General features: G+C 65.5%; 8 protein-coding genes. 2 read left to right on the forward strand and 6 right to left on the reverse strand.

What is annotated here, in order from left to right; genetic code table 11:
* Positions 1–19 precede the first annotated feature (19 nt).
* The 4 genes from JS528_RS01890 to JS528_RS01905 all read right to left on the reverse strand — a co-directional run bounded on the left by JS528_RS01890 (position 20) and on the right by JS528_RS01905 (position 6,210).
* On the reverse strand, positions 20–952 hold the full coding sequence (locus JS528_RS01890; RefSeq protein WP_214357392.1) for a carbohydrate ABC transporter permease: 933 nt from the start codon (positions 950–952) through the stop codon (positions 20–22).
* Positions 953–1,175: 223 nt separating this feature from the next.
* Entirely contained in the window at positions 1,176–2,222 is a 1,047-nt protein-coding gene (gene trpD / locus JS528_RS01895; RefSeq protein ID WP_214357393.1) for an anthranilate phosphoribosyltransferase, read from the reverse strand.
* Positions 2,223–2,454: 232 nt separating this feature from the next.
* On the reverse strand, positions 2,455–4,020 hold the full coding sequence (locus tag JS528_RS01900) for an MFS transporter (protein ID WP_214357394.1): 1,566 nt from the start codon (positions 4,018–4,020) through the stop codon (positions 2,455–2,457).
* 174 nt (positions 4,021–4,194) lie between these two features.
* Positions 4,195–6,210: a glycosyl hydrolase 115 family protein gene (locus tag JS528_RS01905; RefSeq protein WP_214357395.1), complete on the reverse strand. Its 2,016-nt coding sequence runs from the start codon at positions 6,208–6,210 to the stop codon at positions 4,195–4,197.
* A 173-nt stretch (positions 6,211–6,383) separates the two neighbouring features.
* Here JS528_RS01905 and JS528_RS01910 point away from each other — a divergent pair, with 173 nt between their 5' ends.
* Positions 6,384–8,633, forward strand: coding sequence for an extracellular solute-binding protein (locus JS528_RS01910; protein WP_214357396.1), 2,250 nt, complete (start codon positions 6,384–6,386; stop codon positions 8,631–8,633).
* A 23-nt stretch (positions 8,634–8,656) separates the two neighbouring features.
* Here JS528_RS01910 and JS528_RS01915 read toward each other — a convergent pair whose 3' ends face one another.
* Entirely contained in the window at positions 8,657–9,940 is a 1,284-nt protein-coding gene (locus tag JS528_RS01915; RefSeq protein ID WP_214357397.1) for a family 43 glycosylhydrolase, read from the reverse strand.
* Between the two features lie 212 nt (positions 9,941–10,152).
* Positions 10,153–11,697, reverse strand: coding sequence for an MFS transporter (locus JS528_RS01920; protein WP_214357398.1), 1,545 nt, complete (start codon positions 11,695–11,697; stop codon positions 10,153–10,155).
* 214 nt (positions 11,698–11,911) lie between these two features.
* Between JS528_RS01920 and JS528_RS01925 the strand changes: the two genes are divergently transcribed.
* Entirely contained in the window at positions 11,912–14,191 is a 2,280-nt protein-coding gene (locus JS528_RS01925; protein WP_214357399.1) for a substrate-binding domain-containing protein, read from the forward strand.
* The last annotated feature ends 55 nt before the right edge of the window (positions 14,192–14,246 follow it).

A 14,246-nucleotide genomic window follows, 5' to 3' on the forward strand; every position in this document is an offset into this window, starting at 1 on the left:
GACGGATGTCCTTGTCGTGTCAGTCATCGTAGTGCACCCAGAACTTCGAGAGCGCGAAGTTGATTCCGGTCAGCGCGGCCACGATCAACACCATGATCCAGGCCAGCGCGGAGGCATATCCCATGCGCAGCGAGGCGAAGCCCTGCTGGTAGAGGTACAGCGTGTAGAAGAGCGTGGAGTCGGACGGTCCGCCGGTGCCGCCGGAGACGACGTACGCCTGCGTGAACGTCTGGAACGAGTTGATGACGCTCATCACGAGGTTGAAGAAGATGATCGGCGAGAGCATCGGCAGCGTGATCGAGCGGAACTGCCTCCACTTTCCGGCGCCGTCGACGCTGGCCGCCTCGTACAGCTCGCGCGGGATCTGGCGGAGCCCCGCGAGGAAGATGACCATCGGCGAGCCGAACTGCCAGACGTGCAGGGCGACGAGCGTCCAGTTGGCGGTGTCGGGGTTGGCGATCCAGCTCATCGAGGTGTCGACGCCGAAGAACCCGAGGAACGCGTTGAACAGGCCGTCGGAGCCGAACACCATCTTCCACAGGACCGCCACGGCGACCGACCCGCCGAGCATCGACGGCAGGTAGAAGGCGGAGCGGTAGAACGACAGACCGCGCATGCCGCGGTCGAGCACCACCGCGAGGGCGAGGGCGGCGACCAGCTGCAGCGGCACGGAGACGACCACGTAGGTGAGCGTCACCTGAAGCGAGCTCAAAAACCTTGGATCGGCGAGCATGTGCCGGTAGTTCATGAGGCCGACGAACCGCGGCGGCTTGATCATGTTGTATTTGGTGAACGAGATCGCGAGCGAATACAGCATCGGGATCAGGCTCAGGAAGAACGCGCCGATGAGCCACGGCGCGAGGAATCCCAATGCCACTTTGGTATCCGTCGGCTTGTCCTTGGGCCTGTGCCGGTTTTTGACCAGCGCCCCGAATTCCGTGAACGAACTCACTGTTGTCCTCCTGCCTGCATCGACCTTCATCGGCCTGATGCCATCCACGATATCGGAGGAGACGTTTTGTTGCCGGCGGTTGCCAAAGTTGCCAAACGGACGGGTCGGGGCGTACGGAAAAGCCCCTTCCGTGGGGAAGGGGCTGTGCGGGTGCGAATTCACAAATCGAGAGCCCGGCCGTGCCGATGCGCATCCGCATCGGCGTCGCGGCCGGACGACCCGGTCAGGCCTTGGACTTGGCCGTGGCGATCCACTTGTCGAGCAGGGCCTGGGCCTCGCCGGAGTCGACGGTGCGCTCGGCGATCGTGTAGGCCTCACGGAAGCGCTCGGCCAGCGTGCCGTCGCCGACCAGATGACCGTCGGCCACGATGGCGGACGCGGCGTTGAGCAGGGCGGTCGTACGGGCCGGAATGTCCTTGCCGGCGAGGAAGTCGCGGAACGCGGCGGCGTTGACCTCGGGCTCGCCGCCCTTGAGCTGCGCGACGTCGATCTTCTCCAGCCCCAGTTCGACGGTCGGGTCGAACTCGGTCTCGGTGACCTTGCCGTCGCGGATCTCCCACACGGAGACCGGGCCGGTGGGCGCGAGCTCGTCGAGGCCCTCGTGGGAGGTGTAGACCATGCCGGACTGTCCGTTGGCGGCGTACACGGCCGCCATGATCGGGCTGACCTCGCGCTTGGCGCAGCCGATGGCCACATGGGCGGGCTTGGCCGGGTTGGTCAGGGGGCCGAGCACGTTGAACACGCACGGGATGCCGAGCGCGGCGCGGATCGGGCCGACGAAGCGCATGGCCGGGTGGAAGGTGCGGGCGAACGCGAAGGTGATGCCCACCTCGTCGCCGATTTCGCCGACCGCCTCGGGCTTGAGCTCCAGCGGCAGTCCGAGCGCCTCGAGCACGTCGGCGGCGCCGCACTTGGACGACGCGGCGCGGTTGCCGTGCTTGACGATCTTCACGCCGGCCGCGGCGGCCACGACCGATCCCATGGTGGACAGGTTCACGGTGGCGAAGCCGTCGCCGCCGGTGCCGACGATGTCGGTGGTCTCGCCGCTCACGTTGAGCGGCACCGCGTGCGAGACCATGGCCTTGGCGGCTCCGGAGACCTCCTCGGGGGTCAGGCCCAGCTGCTGCTGCATGGCCAGGGCCGCGCCCACGGCGGCCGGGTTGGCGTTGCCCCTCATCAGATCATCGACGAACCATTCGGATTCCTCGGCGCTCAGGTGGTCTCCCCCGACCAGCTTGGTGAGAATCGACTTCCATGTGATCTCTGCCATTGTTCCTCCTTGGCGCGATGCGGCGCCCGATTCACCAGTAACGCGGCTCATTGTAGCGGCCGCGGATTTCGCGGAGCCGGGTTTTCCATATTGCAGAACGCGGGACGGCTCCCCCTGAGAACACAGGGGGAGCCGGAACGGGAACGGCGGCGCGTCTGCAACCGCACCGCCGTCGGATCGGCGCCCATCGGGACATGGGCGCCGAACACCGAATCATGATGTCGGTCGGGCGTCACTCGGTGGTCTGCGGCCAGCACTTCTCGTAGGCGATGCCGGTGAGCTGCTCGACGACCTTCTTCGTGTCCGGGTCGACGTCCTTCTTCAGGCCGCCGTTCTTGAGACGGTCGATCTCCTTGAGCAGGACGGCGTCGGTCTTCTTGTCGAGCTTCATCGTGAAGGAGATGATCCAGGCGACGGCGAGACCGGCGATGATCCACCACACCAGCACGGTGCCGATGGCGTTGACGGCCTGGTCGGGCTGGGGCTTGCCCGCCTTGAAGGCGTCCTCGACGAAGCCGTTGGCGCCGAGGAACCAGCCCCAGGCCATCGCGGACAGGCCGGCGGTGATCTTGCGGGCGAACTGCTGGAAGCCGATGTAGAGGCCGCCGCGGTTCTCGCCGGCCATGATCATGTCGACGTCCGGGATGAACGGGAACACGTTCCACGGGATGAACCAGGTCATGGCGCGGAAGATCAGCCACCAGACCATGACCACGTAGAGCGCGGCGTTCCAGGCGGCGGTGTCGTTCTGGGCGGCGGTCTGCCACAGTCCCCACAGGCCGAGCAGGCCGAGGATGGCGCCGGCGAAGTTCAGGGAGAACATCCTGCGCGGACCGAGCTTGGCGAAGATCCAGCCGAAGACCGGCTTGAGCGGCTCGCCGATCAGCGCCATGCCGAGCAGGGCGGAGCCGAAGGCGACCGGCTTGTTGAGGTTGTAGAGCACGAAGAACAGCCACACCTGGCCGAAGATGTCCAGGAAGGACTGGCCGAGCAGGTAGATGAGGATGTGCTTGCGGAAGGTCTTGTTGCGCAGGGTGGAGAAGTAGCCGACGAAGATGTCGGCGACGCCCCTGAGCCACTTGCCGAAGTCGAACGGCTGCTTGGCCTCGGCCTCGATGGCGGCCTCGTCGAATCCGGCCTCCTCGGGGGTCAGCTCCCAGGTGGACTTGTAGGCGATGAACACGAACACGGCGAACAGCACGATGAAGAAGCCCATCGAGATGGTGTAGGAGGAGCTCTGCTTGTCGCCGAGCGCCTTGAGGAAGGCGGCCATGCCCAGCGGGATCACGGCGGTGGAGATGCCGGAGAACAGCATGCGCGTGGTGGACAGCATCGTGCGGCCGTTGAAGTCGGTGGTCATCTCGTTCGGGAGCACCGAGTACGGGGTCATGATGAGCTGGTTGGCGATGATCCACAGCGCGTACATCACGAAGTACGCCCAGAACGGCAGTCCCGGCACGAACATGAGGATCGTGACCAGCAGCAGCGGCACGCCGAGAAGGATCAGCAGACGGCGACGGCCGAACCTGCGGCCGATCCTGTACTTGTACAGGTTGTCGGACAGGGTGCCGAACACCAGCGCGGAGAAGGCGGCGAGCATCGTCGCGATGCCGACGATGGATCCGGCCTGCGCGACCTTGAGGCCGGCGAACGTGGTCCAGAAGAGGGTGAGGTAGGTGGCGATCTGGCCGAAGCCGCCGCCGTAGAAGTCGCCGAACGCGTACCCGATCGCGTTGATGAGCTTGATCTTGCGTCCCTGAGGCGCACTAGCCTTGGGGGTGGTTGTCTGCTGTGTCATTGCAGCATCCTTTCCGTTACCGCACGTGGGAGGCACCCCACGTGCGGGTTCTCCACCGTTCCTCGGGAGGCACCCCGCGGAACGGTTTTTCTTTTCCTTGACGACGACGGAAGGCACTCCGTCATCGCGCATGTCCTTTCCCGGCCCTCCCGGCGGGAGCGCCGGAGGGGAAGGTCACTTGGCCCACTTGGCCTTCATGGCCTCGAAGATCTCCTGATCGGTGGGGTGGTTCTCCATGTTCATGATGACGTACACGTCACGCTCCCACTCGGGGTAGGTGAAGTCGCGCAGCCACTGGAAGTAGTGGGGGCCGTCACCCACGCAGCGCAGGTAGCCCATGAGCTGCCTGGCGACCCAGGCGGACTGCTTGACGTCGGTCAGGCAGTCGTTGCGCCAGAAGTTCGCCCACACGCCGTGCTCGCGGTCGCGCATCGCGCGGTCGCCGGCGGTGAACTCGTCCGCCGCCAGACCCGCGGAGTAGAACGCGTGCTTCCAGTCCTCGTCGTAGCCGGCGAGCAGGGCGTCGCACACGTGCACGGACGCGGCCACCGAGTGCTCGTAGATGCCGGCCTCGACGCCGATCGAGTCGCGGATGAGCTCGGCCGCGTCGTCCTGGCCGCGCAGTTCGGCGGCGATGGCGGCGAGCTCGACGTGGTCGGACAGTTCGCGGTAGCGTTCGACGGCCGGGACGATCAGGCCGCGGTAGAACTCGATCTGCTCCCTGAGCGTGGCGGCGTCGTGCATCCAGCGCAGGTCCTGTGCGGGGGCCTGACGGTCCCGCAGCCACTGGGTGATGAGCATGCGCGGCACATGGTTGAAGTACTGCTCGCCGGCGTGGTCGTCCCAGTTGGGACCGTACTGCACGGCGGCCTTCCAGTACTCCTCGTACAGGCCGAAGACCGCGTCGACGTTGTCGGCGCCGTAGTAGTCGGCGATGTAGTCCCTGGCGACCTTCTCGAAGTCGATCCTCCCCTCGCGCCAGATGGCGGCGATGAAGTTGAGGAAGTACACGTGGGGCTTGATGTTGGAGGCGTTGATGATCCACACGTCGTCGCCGCCGTGCTCGATCACCTGCTCGAGCTCCCCGGCCACGAGGCGCGGGTCGTTGCAGATGTCGGTGGTGTGGTTGGCGGCCTGCAGGTCGTAGAAGCTCGCGTGGTAGTAGATGCCGTTGTCGCCGTCGTTCGTCGGCATGGCGGGCACGCGCGGGTTGTTGTTCTCCTGACGGCGGGAGACCATGCGGCCGAAGCCGTTGTCGGCCCAGATCTTGGCGACCTGCTTCGGGTAGGTCAGCACGCCCGCGCGGTAGAGCTCCATGGCCTCGCCGTACAGGTAGATTACGCACTGGGCGCCCGGATCGGACTCCTGCACGAGGTCGTACTGGCGCTGGATGATCTCGGAGAGCAGCTTGCCTCGCGCCTCGTCGGTCGCGTAGCGCGGGTCGGCGTTCCAGAACGGCTGGTCACCCTGACCGCGGAAGCCGAGGGTCCAGACGGTGCGCTTGCCCTTCTGCGCCTCGATGGCCTCGCGCCACAGGGCCTCGAAGCGGGGCTCCTCCTCCGGCCACTTCGGCTGCACGCCCGGATAGGCGGCGGCGAACATGCGGGCGCCGAGCGGGCAGGCGTGGTGCTGGTTGATGTAGAAGCCCATGTCCTGCGCAAGCCTCAGGTGCGGCTCGCCGCGCTGTCCGGAGCCCGGGATGACCATGTTGCCGCCGAGGCGGTAGACGGTCTCGAAGGCGAGGCGCCACGGCTTGTCCCTGTCGTTGTCGACCTGCCAGTCCTCGAGCAGCACCTCGTCGTTGACGAAGAAGCCCTTGTACTTGACGGCGGTCGGCTTCGAGACGAGCGTGAAGTCGTCAGCGACCTCGATGGACGGGACGGGCTCGAACCGCTGGTCGTTCCAGAACCAGAAGTCCTTGACGCCGAGCAGTTCTCGGCTCACGGCGTACAGGCCGTAGATGAAGCCGAAGTCGTCGCCGGCGTGGATCTCGAGGTTGCCGTCGGCGACGCGCACCTCGTACGTCTCCGGGTTGTGCGGCCCCTCGACCAGCACGATGTCGGCGCCGGCCTTGTCGGACGGGGACACGGTCTTCCCAAGGTCGCGCTCGATGTCCTCGACCGCGAACGCGACCGCCTTCGACGGCGTCGCGCCGGTCACCCTCGTCGCGGATGTGATGAATACGGACATGGTTCCTCCAGGTGAACTTGTCGCTGTACTTGTTCATGTGGCCCGGGCCTCGACGCCCCGGAACCGTTTACAGGATTAATGTTCGCGCGCACGCACCACCACATTGCGATTGTTGCCAAAGGTTGCCATAATGTTGCCGGAACCGTCGTCGACGCCGATCGGAGGCACCGGGCATGAGAGGCAAGACCACCATCTACGACATCGCGCGCGAGGCGGGCGTGAGCCCCTCGACCGTCTCGCGGGCCCTGTCCCAGCCGGGGCGCATCTCGGCGAAGACGGAGTTCCGCATCCGACGCATCGCCGAGCAGCTCGGCTATCTGACACCCGATGCCGACGGCTCGGGCGAAGGGATGCCCGCCACCGGCATGCTCGCCGCCATCGTGCCCACCCTGACCAACTCCCTGTACGCGGCCACGGTCAACGCGATGCAGCGCCGGCTGGAATCCAAGGGGTACGGCCTGATCACCCTGGACACGGACCAGAAGCCCGCGGTCGAACGCAAGGCCATGTCATACGTAATGCGCAACGTGGACGGCGTGGCGCTGCTCTCCTCGAGACTCAGCGAACCGGACATCCGGCGCATCATGCTGGTCAAGCCGGTCATCCTGCTCAACCGGTCCGTGCCGGGTCTGGCGAGCGTCACGGTCGACGCCGCACGCGCCATCGACGACGCGACGCGACGGCTCAAGGAGACGGGGCACTCGTCCATCACCTATCTGGCCGGCCCCGCAAGCTCGTGGTCGAATGAGTACCGGCGCCGTTACATCCGCGCCGCCGCGTTCCGCTACGACATGACCTACCGCGTGGTGCGCGAGTGCGATCCGAGCATCGCCGGCGGCGCCAAGGCGGTCGACCAGTACCTCATCCGCCCCACCGACGCGGTGTTCGCGTTCAACGACAACCTCGCGGCCGGATTCATCACGGCGGCGAGGCGCAACGGCCTGCGCGTACCGGAGGATGTGTCGGTGATCGGCTTCGACAACACGGAAATGTCGTCGCTGCTCTCCCCCACGCTCGCCACCATCGACATGAAGGGCGAGGACATGGCCGTCGCCGCGGCCGACGCACTGGTGAACGCGGTGCGCAACCCGGTCGGCGTCCGTCCCGAACCGATCTCCCTCGAGGCGGCGTTCGTGCCGCGCGACTCGGTGAACCCCCACAAGCGTTCGACGATGAAGCTGGGACCGTATGCGGAGATCAGGCGCTCGAGCGACACCATCGTCGTCACGGTGCTGTCCAATGCCTTCAACGAGACGATGCCGCGCATCAACGAGTTCATGCGCACGCATCCGCACATCGTCATCGACCCCATCGAGGGGCGCACGCAGGACAACACGCTGTCCCTGTACTGGGAGCGCGTCATCAACCACCGTTCGGTGCCCGACGTCATCAACGTCGAGCGCACCGCCCTCCCCCAGCTGGCCGCCTCCGGCGCCCTGCAGGATCTCACCGACGAGCGGCTCGAACGCGATCTGGGGCCGCGCGTAGACAGAGCTGCATGGCGTTCGGCGCACTACGCGGGAAAACTGTACGGCATCCCCGGCGACCAGTCGCAGACCGTGATGTTCTACCGCACGGATCTGCTGGAACGCTACCGGCTCCGGATGCCGCGCACGTGGGACGAGTTCTACGAGGAGGGCGTGGCGCTGCACTCGCGCAACCCCCAGCGGTTCATGGGCGCGCTCGACACCAACGACGTGCAGCACTACCTGTCGTTCTTCCGCGCGGCCGGAGTCCGGCCATGGACGGTCGAGAATGATTCGACGATCGCGTTCCACATGACCGACGAGATGGTCGTCTCGGTGGCCCGCTTCCTCCAGCAGTGCGTCGACGACTCGGTGCTCAAGGCCGAGCCGTTGTGGGACAACCGCTACATGACCCCGCCGGATTCCGGCTCGTACCTGACCATCACCTACGCCAACTGGCTGGGCAAGATCCTCGCCACCTCCTATCCGGCGGACAGGGGCCTGTGGAAGGTGGCGTTGCCGCCGGCGTTCGCCGATCCCTCGACGGTGCAGACGGCGGAGATCGGCGGCTCGACGATGGCGATCAGCGCGGGACTTCCCGAGATCCGCCGACGCGCGGCGCTGACGTTCATCACCTGGTTCCAGCTCGACCCGGCGTCGGTGGAGCTGCGCGCGCCGGGCGGCGTGTCCGCGGCGGCCGGCTACGTGGAGGACCTGACGCGCCGCGGCACGACCGACCCGTACTTCGAGCAGCCGATCTACGACGTGTACGCGAAGTCCGCGACCCGAGTGAACCGCGATTGGGACAATCTGCCGTTCTACAGCCAACTCGACGCCGAGTTCACGCGCCTGATCGCTCCGGCGCTGCGCCCCGGCGGCGACAGCGCCGCCCTCCTGCCCGAGTGGGAGCGGCGCCTGAAGCTCTACGCCGTCTCCCAGGGCTTCACCGTGAAGTGAGCGCGGGGCACGCGGCGACACGCTCACGCGCTGACCGACACACCGCTGACGTCGACGTACGTGTCGGAGCAGCCGTTGCGCTTGCCGCTCTTGTAGAACCATTCGGTCGGGTCGTCCAGGGCGGTGACGCGCAGCCTGTACGACCCGCGGTCGAGCCGGGGACTGACGAAACGCAGCTCATGGTGCAGCCTCGTCGGCCCATAGAACGTCACCAATTGCGAGATCACCGTGTCTCCGTCGCCGTCGACGATCTCGACCCGGCCATAGGCGTTGTCCGGCGATACGTCGGAGTACAGCGCCACTCCCGTACCCGTGAACGGCAGTTCGACGCCGGCCCCCTTCACCTTGGAACGGAACGAGAAGGACTCGTCCACCCCGGCCGGCTCCCGCCTGGCACCGGTGAACGGGTCCCACGAATCCCAGAACTCGTCGGGAAGCCGCAAGGCGCCGTCATCCGTCACCCGCAGCGGCAGCCATACCTGGGTGGCGCAGGATACCTGATGCGGGAATGACCAGCGGTCGCCCATGTAGATCGGCGTGACGCGTCCGTCCGGAGTGCGCAGCATGAGGATGAACGAGCACTGCGAATCGTAGGTGCGGCTGCCCTCCGGGGCGAACAGCCCCCGGTGCGTCCACGGCCCCGCCGGGGACGGCGCGCTCAGGTAGTAGTTGTCGTTCGACCCCCATGAGGTCTTGTTCGAGAACATGATGTAGTAGGTGTCGCCCCATCGGAACATGGCGGGCGACTCCCCTCCCTCGGCGATGTTCTCGGCCACCAGCTCCTCGGCGCTCATGTAGTCGTCCGCGAGGCGATAGATGTTGCCCTCGTGCGTGAGCAGGTATCCGGTGCCGTCCTCGTCCTGGAACGAGCCGATGTCCCACATGCGGATCGGTTCGCCGTGGTATTCGAGCGGCCCGATGAACTCGTACGGACCCGCCGGAGCGTCGCTCACCGCCACCGCCGTGTACGGGTCCGTATAGGTGAGGTCATCGGAATGCATGAGCATCACGTACTTGCCGGTCTTCGGGCTTCTCATGACCTTCGGGCGTTCCCCGATGCGCTTCGATCCCATCGGTCCCCCGTCCTCGGGGGCGAGGGCGAGCCCGTCGAAACGCCAATGGGCCAGATCGTCCGACTCGTAGCAGGAGAATCCCGCGAACCGGTTCTCGTCGTCGGTCTTGTACTCGCCGAACAGATAGAACCGCCCGTCCTCCTCGAGGACGCACACGCCGTGCGCGTTGACCACGTTCCCTTCATCGTCATGCCACGGCACGCCGTTGCAGACCACACGCTGTTCCTCCACCATCGGATTTCTCACCTTTCCGTCTCCCCTCCGGGAAACCATTCGTATGCACGGATGACAAAAGGGCGCCGTATCCTCTGCAACGGACACGGCGCCCACATGTACTCGATTCGGCGGAGGTGCCTCACCGCCGAATCTCATACGGGGCGGGATTCATCGGCCGGCGGCAACCACGGAGCCGACCGCGCATCCCACGTCTATTCGTTCGCGCCGACTCACTTGTCCTCGGGCCAGCACTTCTCGTACCTGACGCCCGTCAGGTTCTCGACGACCTTCCTGGTCTCGGGGTCGACGTCCGCCTTCGAACCGCCGGCCTTCAGACGCTCGACCTCCTTGACCAGGATGCCGTGGGTCCTCTTGTTGAGGTTGTAGGTCAGCGCGATGATCCACACCAGGACGATGCCGGCGACGACGATCCACACGTAGGAGTTCATCAGCGCCTGCAGAGCCGAATCGGGCTGGCTCTTGGCGGACGCGTCGAATCCCTGGGAACCGAGGTAGACGCCGAGCAGACCGACGGCGAGGCCCTGGGTCACGCGGCGGAAGAAGAGGATGGCGCCCATGTACACGCCCTCGCGGCGTTCCTTGGTGACGATCTCGTCGATGTCCGGCAGGTACGGGTAGGTGACCCACACCAGGTAGTAGAGGTTCTGACGGAAGAACATCCAGATGCCCTGCAGGATGAACAGCGCCGGAATCCACATGACGGTCGGGATGGAGTCGTGGTTGATGGCCAGCAGGGCGTAGGCGCCCAGACTTGCGATCGAGCCGAGGCACGCCACGGTGTAGGAGCCGCGCACGCCGGTGCGCTTGAAGATGGCGCCCTCGATCGGGGCGAAGACCGCACCGAGGATCGACAAGGAGCCCAGCGCCGTGGACAGCGCGACGGAACCGGAGAGCACGTACACCACGAAGAAGGTGAAGCAGTAGTTGGCGACGTCGAGGAACGACTGCACCAGCAGGTAGAGGGCGAGATGCTTCTGGAACGCGCGGATGCGCAGCGTGGTGAAGTAGCCCAGCACGATGTGGCCGAACTCCTTGAGATGATCCGACAGGCTCTGCCTCCTGTCGAACTCGGCCTCCGTGATGCCCATCTCCTCGGGGGTGCGCTCCCAGGTGGCCTTCACGGAAGCGCCGATGCACAGCACGTAGATGGCGATCATCACGATGGCGAGCACCGTGTAGGTCCAGGAGTTCTTCTCGCCGAGTCCCTTGAGGATGGCGACGGTGAGCCACGTCAGGCCGAAGTTCACCAGTCCCGGGATCATCGTACGCATCGTCTGGAGCTCGGTGCGCTCCTCGAAGTCATCCGTCATCTCGGAGCTCAGGCAGTAGAACGGGATCATGATGACCTGGTTCGCGGCGGTCCACAGGAAGAAGATCACGAAGTAGAAGCCGTAGTTGAACCCGGGCAGCCACATGCTGATGGCGAGCACCAGGATCATCGCGCCGATGAGCATCAGCGGACGACGACGGCCGAATCTGCGGCCGAACCTCGTACGGTAGAGGTTGTCGGAGACGCCTCCGATGATGATGGCCATCACGGCGGAGAGCACCGTGCTGATGCCCATGATACCCTGGGCCTGGGTGATGGTGAGACCGCAGAACGTGGTCCAGAACAGGGCGAGATAGCCCGACTGGAGACCGCCGTAGCCGCCGCCGTACACATCGCACAGGGAGAACGCGGCCGCACGCAGCTTCGTGACCTTCCGTTTCGAGGACTGCTGCGGTACAGTCCTCGTCACCGTTTGCTCCGTCATTGCAGAGATTCCTTTCCTGACTCTCGAACGGAAACCCCACGGACTGCCACGTCCGAACCAACGGGGTTTCGTTGTTGACGGTTATGAATATATGTCCGCCCGTCATACGGCAAGAATAATATTGCCCTTGTTGCCATAGCCATCGAACAAGCTGGCTCGCACATCCGAGAGCACCGCGCCGAAGCGCCGCGCGGAGTCCGGAGAGGAGGCCTTCATGGGTGCCGGCAGACCATCGACCGGAAAGACGACCATCTACGACATCGCGAGGGAGACCGGACTGTCCCCGTCCACCGTCTCCCGTGCGCTGACCCGTCCGGGCCGGGTGTCGGTCCGCACGGAGATGCTGGTGCGCACCACCGCGGAACGGCTGGGATACCGTTCCCAAACCGGCATCGATTCCACGGCATCCACGTCGAGCGTCCGATCAGAGCTCGTCGCCATCGTCTCCCCGGACAACATCAATCCCCTCTACGCCCGATGCATCCGCAGCGCCCAGATCCGGCTGGAGCGTGCGGGATACCGCGCCGTCATATTGGATTCCCACGGCAGCACCGACGCCGAACGCGATCTCATCCACCGGTTCTCCGGCAAGGCGGACGGATTCATGCTGGTGTCGCCGAGGTTGAACGAACCGGAACTGCGCCGCGCCGCCGCGGCGACGCCGACGATCATGCTGCACCGGCGGATATCCGGCCTGCCCTCGGTCGTCTCGGACGTGTATCCCGCGGTCGTCGCCGCGATACGCACGTTGCACGACACCGGGCATCGAGGCGTCACCTACCTGTCGGGACCGGAATCGTCATGGTCGAGCGAGTACCGGCGGCGTTGCATCTGGCAGGCGGCCGGGCAGTTCGACATGACCTACAGGGTGGTCCGCCAATGCGCCGGCACCATCGACGGCGGACATGATGCGTATGCGCGGTTCGGCGAGCAGCCGACCGACGCCGTCATCGCGTACAACGACCAGCTGGCGGTGGGGTTCGTCAGGGAGGCGACGGCGGACGGCACACGCGTTCCCGATGACGTCTCCGTGATCGGATTCGACGATACGCTCGTCGGACGCATGATCACACCTTCCCTCTCATCGATCGGCCAATCCGACGAGCAGGTGGGCGACATGGCGGCCCAGGAGCTCCTGACCGCCATCCGACGCGGCTCGACCGGCGGGGAGACCCTGTTCAGCGTGCCCGCCGTGTTCCTCCAGCGCGACAGCATCGCCCGCAAACGCCTCTCCGTTCCTCCGCGGACGTTCAGAACCGACACCCTGACCACGTTGCGGAACTCCGAGGTGGAGCTCACGCTGTTGACGGGCATCGCGGAGGAGATGGCGCCCGCGCTCGACGCCTTCATGGAACGCTACCCGAAGTTCCGCATCCGTCCGCTCGAGACCGGCACCCAGGCCGAAAGCGTCGGCCGCCTATGGAACCGTCTGCAGGCCCGTCACAACGTACCCGACCTGTTCCGCATGGAATACGACAAGATGCCTGAGTTCGCCATCAACGGCACGATACTGAACTTCCGCAATCCACGGTTGGAGCGCGAATTCGAATCGCGGTTCGCCCCGCGGCCGTGGAGGGCCTGTCATTTCGCCGGAGGCCTGTTCGGAGTGCCCGCCGACATCACCCCGGTGGCCATGTTTCGCCGTCTCGACGTCCTCGAACGGTTCGGTCTTCCCGTACCGGCCACATGGGAGGAGTACCACGACATCGGCGTCGAGCTGCACCGTGCCGATCCGAGCCGTTACATGGGATTCATCAATACGTCCGATGCCCAGCACTATCTGTCGTTCTTCCGCATGGCGGGACTCCAGCCGTGGCGGGACACCGATTCGATCGAGATCGACGTGGACCTGACGACGGACGCCATGCTCGAGACCTCCGGTTTCCTGCAGCGGTGCATCGACGACGGGGTGCTGAGCGCCGAATCGACGACGGTGCCCGGATTCCGCGAACGGCTGCGCGACGGACGCTTCGTCGCACCGATTCAGGCGGACTGGTTCGGCAACGTCATCATCGCCGCCGACCCCGAAGGCTCGGGACGCTGGGGCGTATCCCTGCCGCCGGCGGTGCGCCCGGGCGAATTCCACTCCGCGGAGGTCGGCGGATCGATCCTGACGATCAACAGCCGGATCCCACGCGAGAAGCAGGCGGCGGCCATCGCCTTCGCGTACTGGCTGATCGCCAATCCGACGGCGGTCGACATGAACCCGCTGCCCGTCTACTATTCGTCGACCACGTACTTCGCGGACAAGCCCGATCTGGATACGCGCATCGATCCTTACTTCGGGCAGAACATCTACGGCGTCTTCCGCGAATCGGCCGCCCATCTCGATGTGCCGTGGCGACCGCTGCCGTTCATGAGTCAGGTGGATGCCGATTTCCGCGACACGATGATCCCCTCGCTCACCCCCGGCGGCGACTCGGTCCATCAAATGGCCGAATGGCAGCAGGGCATCATCGGCTACGCGCAGTCGCATGGATTCAGGATGAAGTGACCGCCGATACGATTGAAGGCCTCCCTCATTGACGAGGGAGGCCTTCAATCGTCAT

It is taken from the genome of Bifidobacterium santillanense, from assembly GCF_018555385.1.
Classification (GTDB): Bacteria; Actinomycetota; Actinomycetes; order Actinomycetales; family Bifidobacteriaceae; genus Bifidobacterium; species Bifidobacterium santillanense.

Bases quoted from the DNA above. Each gene is read 5' to 3' on its own strand.
- JS528_RS01920 (WP_214357398.1), bottom strand. From the start codon at position 11,697: ATGACGGAGCAAACGGTGACGAGGACTGTACCGCAGCAGTCCTCGAAA.
- trpD (WP_214357393.1), bottom strand. From the start codon at position 2,222: ATGGCAGAGATCACATGGAAGTCGATTCTCACCAAGCTGGTCGGGGGA.
- JS528_RS01900 (WP_214357394.1), bottom strand. From the start codon at position 4,020: ATGACACAGCAGACAACCACCCCCAAGGCTAGTGCGCCTCAGGGACGC.
- JS528_RS01915 (WP_214357397.1), bottom strand. From the start codon at position 9,940: ATGGTGGAGGAACAGCGTGTGGTCTGCAACGGCGTGCCGTGGCATGAC.
- JS528_RS01910 (WP_214357396.1), top strand. From the start codon at position 6,384: ATGAGAGGCAAGACCACCATCTACGACATCGCGCGCGAGGCGGGCGTG.
- JS528_RS01905 (WP_214357395.1), bottom strand. From the start codon at position 6,210: ATGTCCGTATTCATCACATCCGCGACGAGGGTGACCGGCGCGACGCCG.
- JS528_RS01925 (WP_214357399.1), top strand. From the start codon at position 11,912: ATGGGTGCCGGCAGACCATCGACCGGAAAGACGACCATCTACGACATC.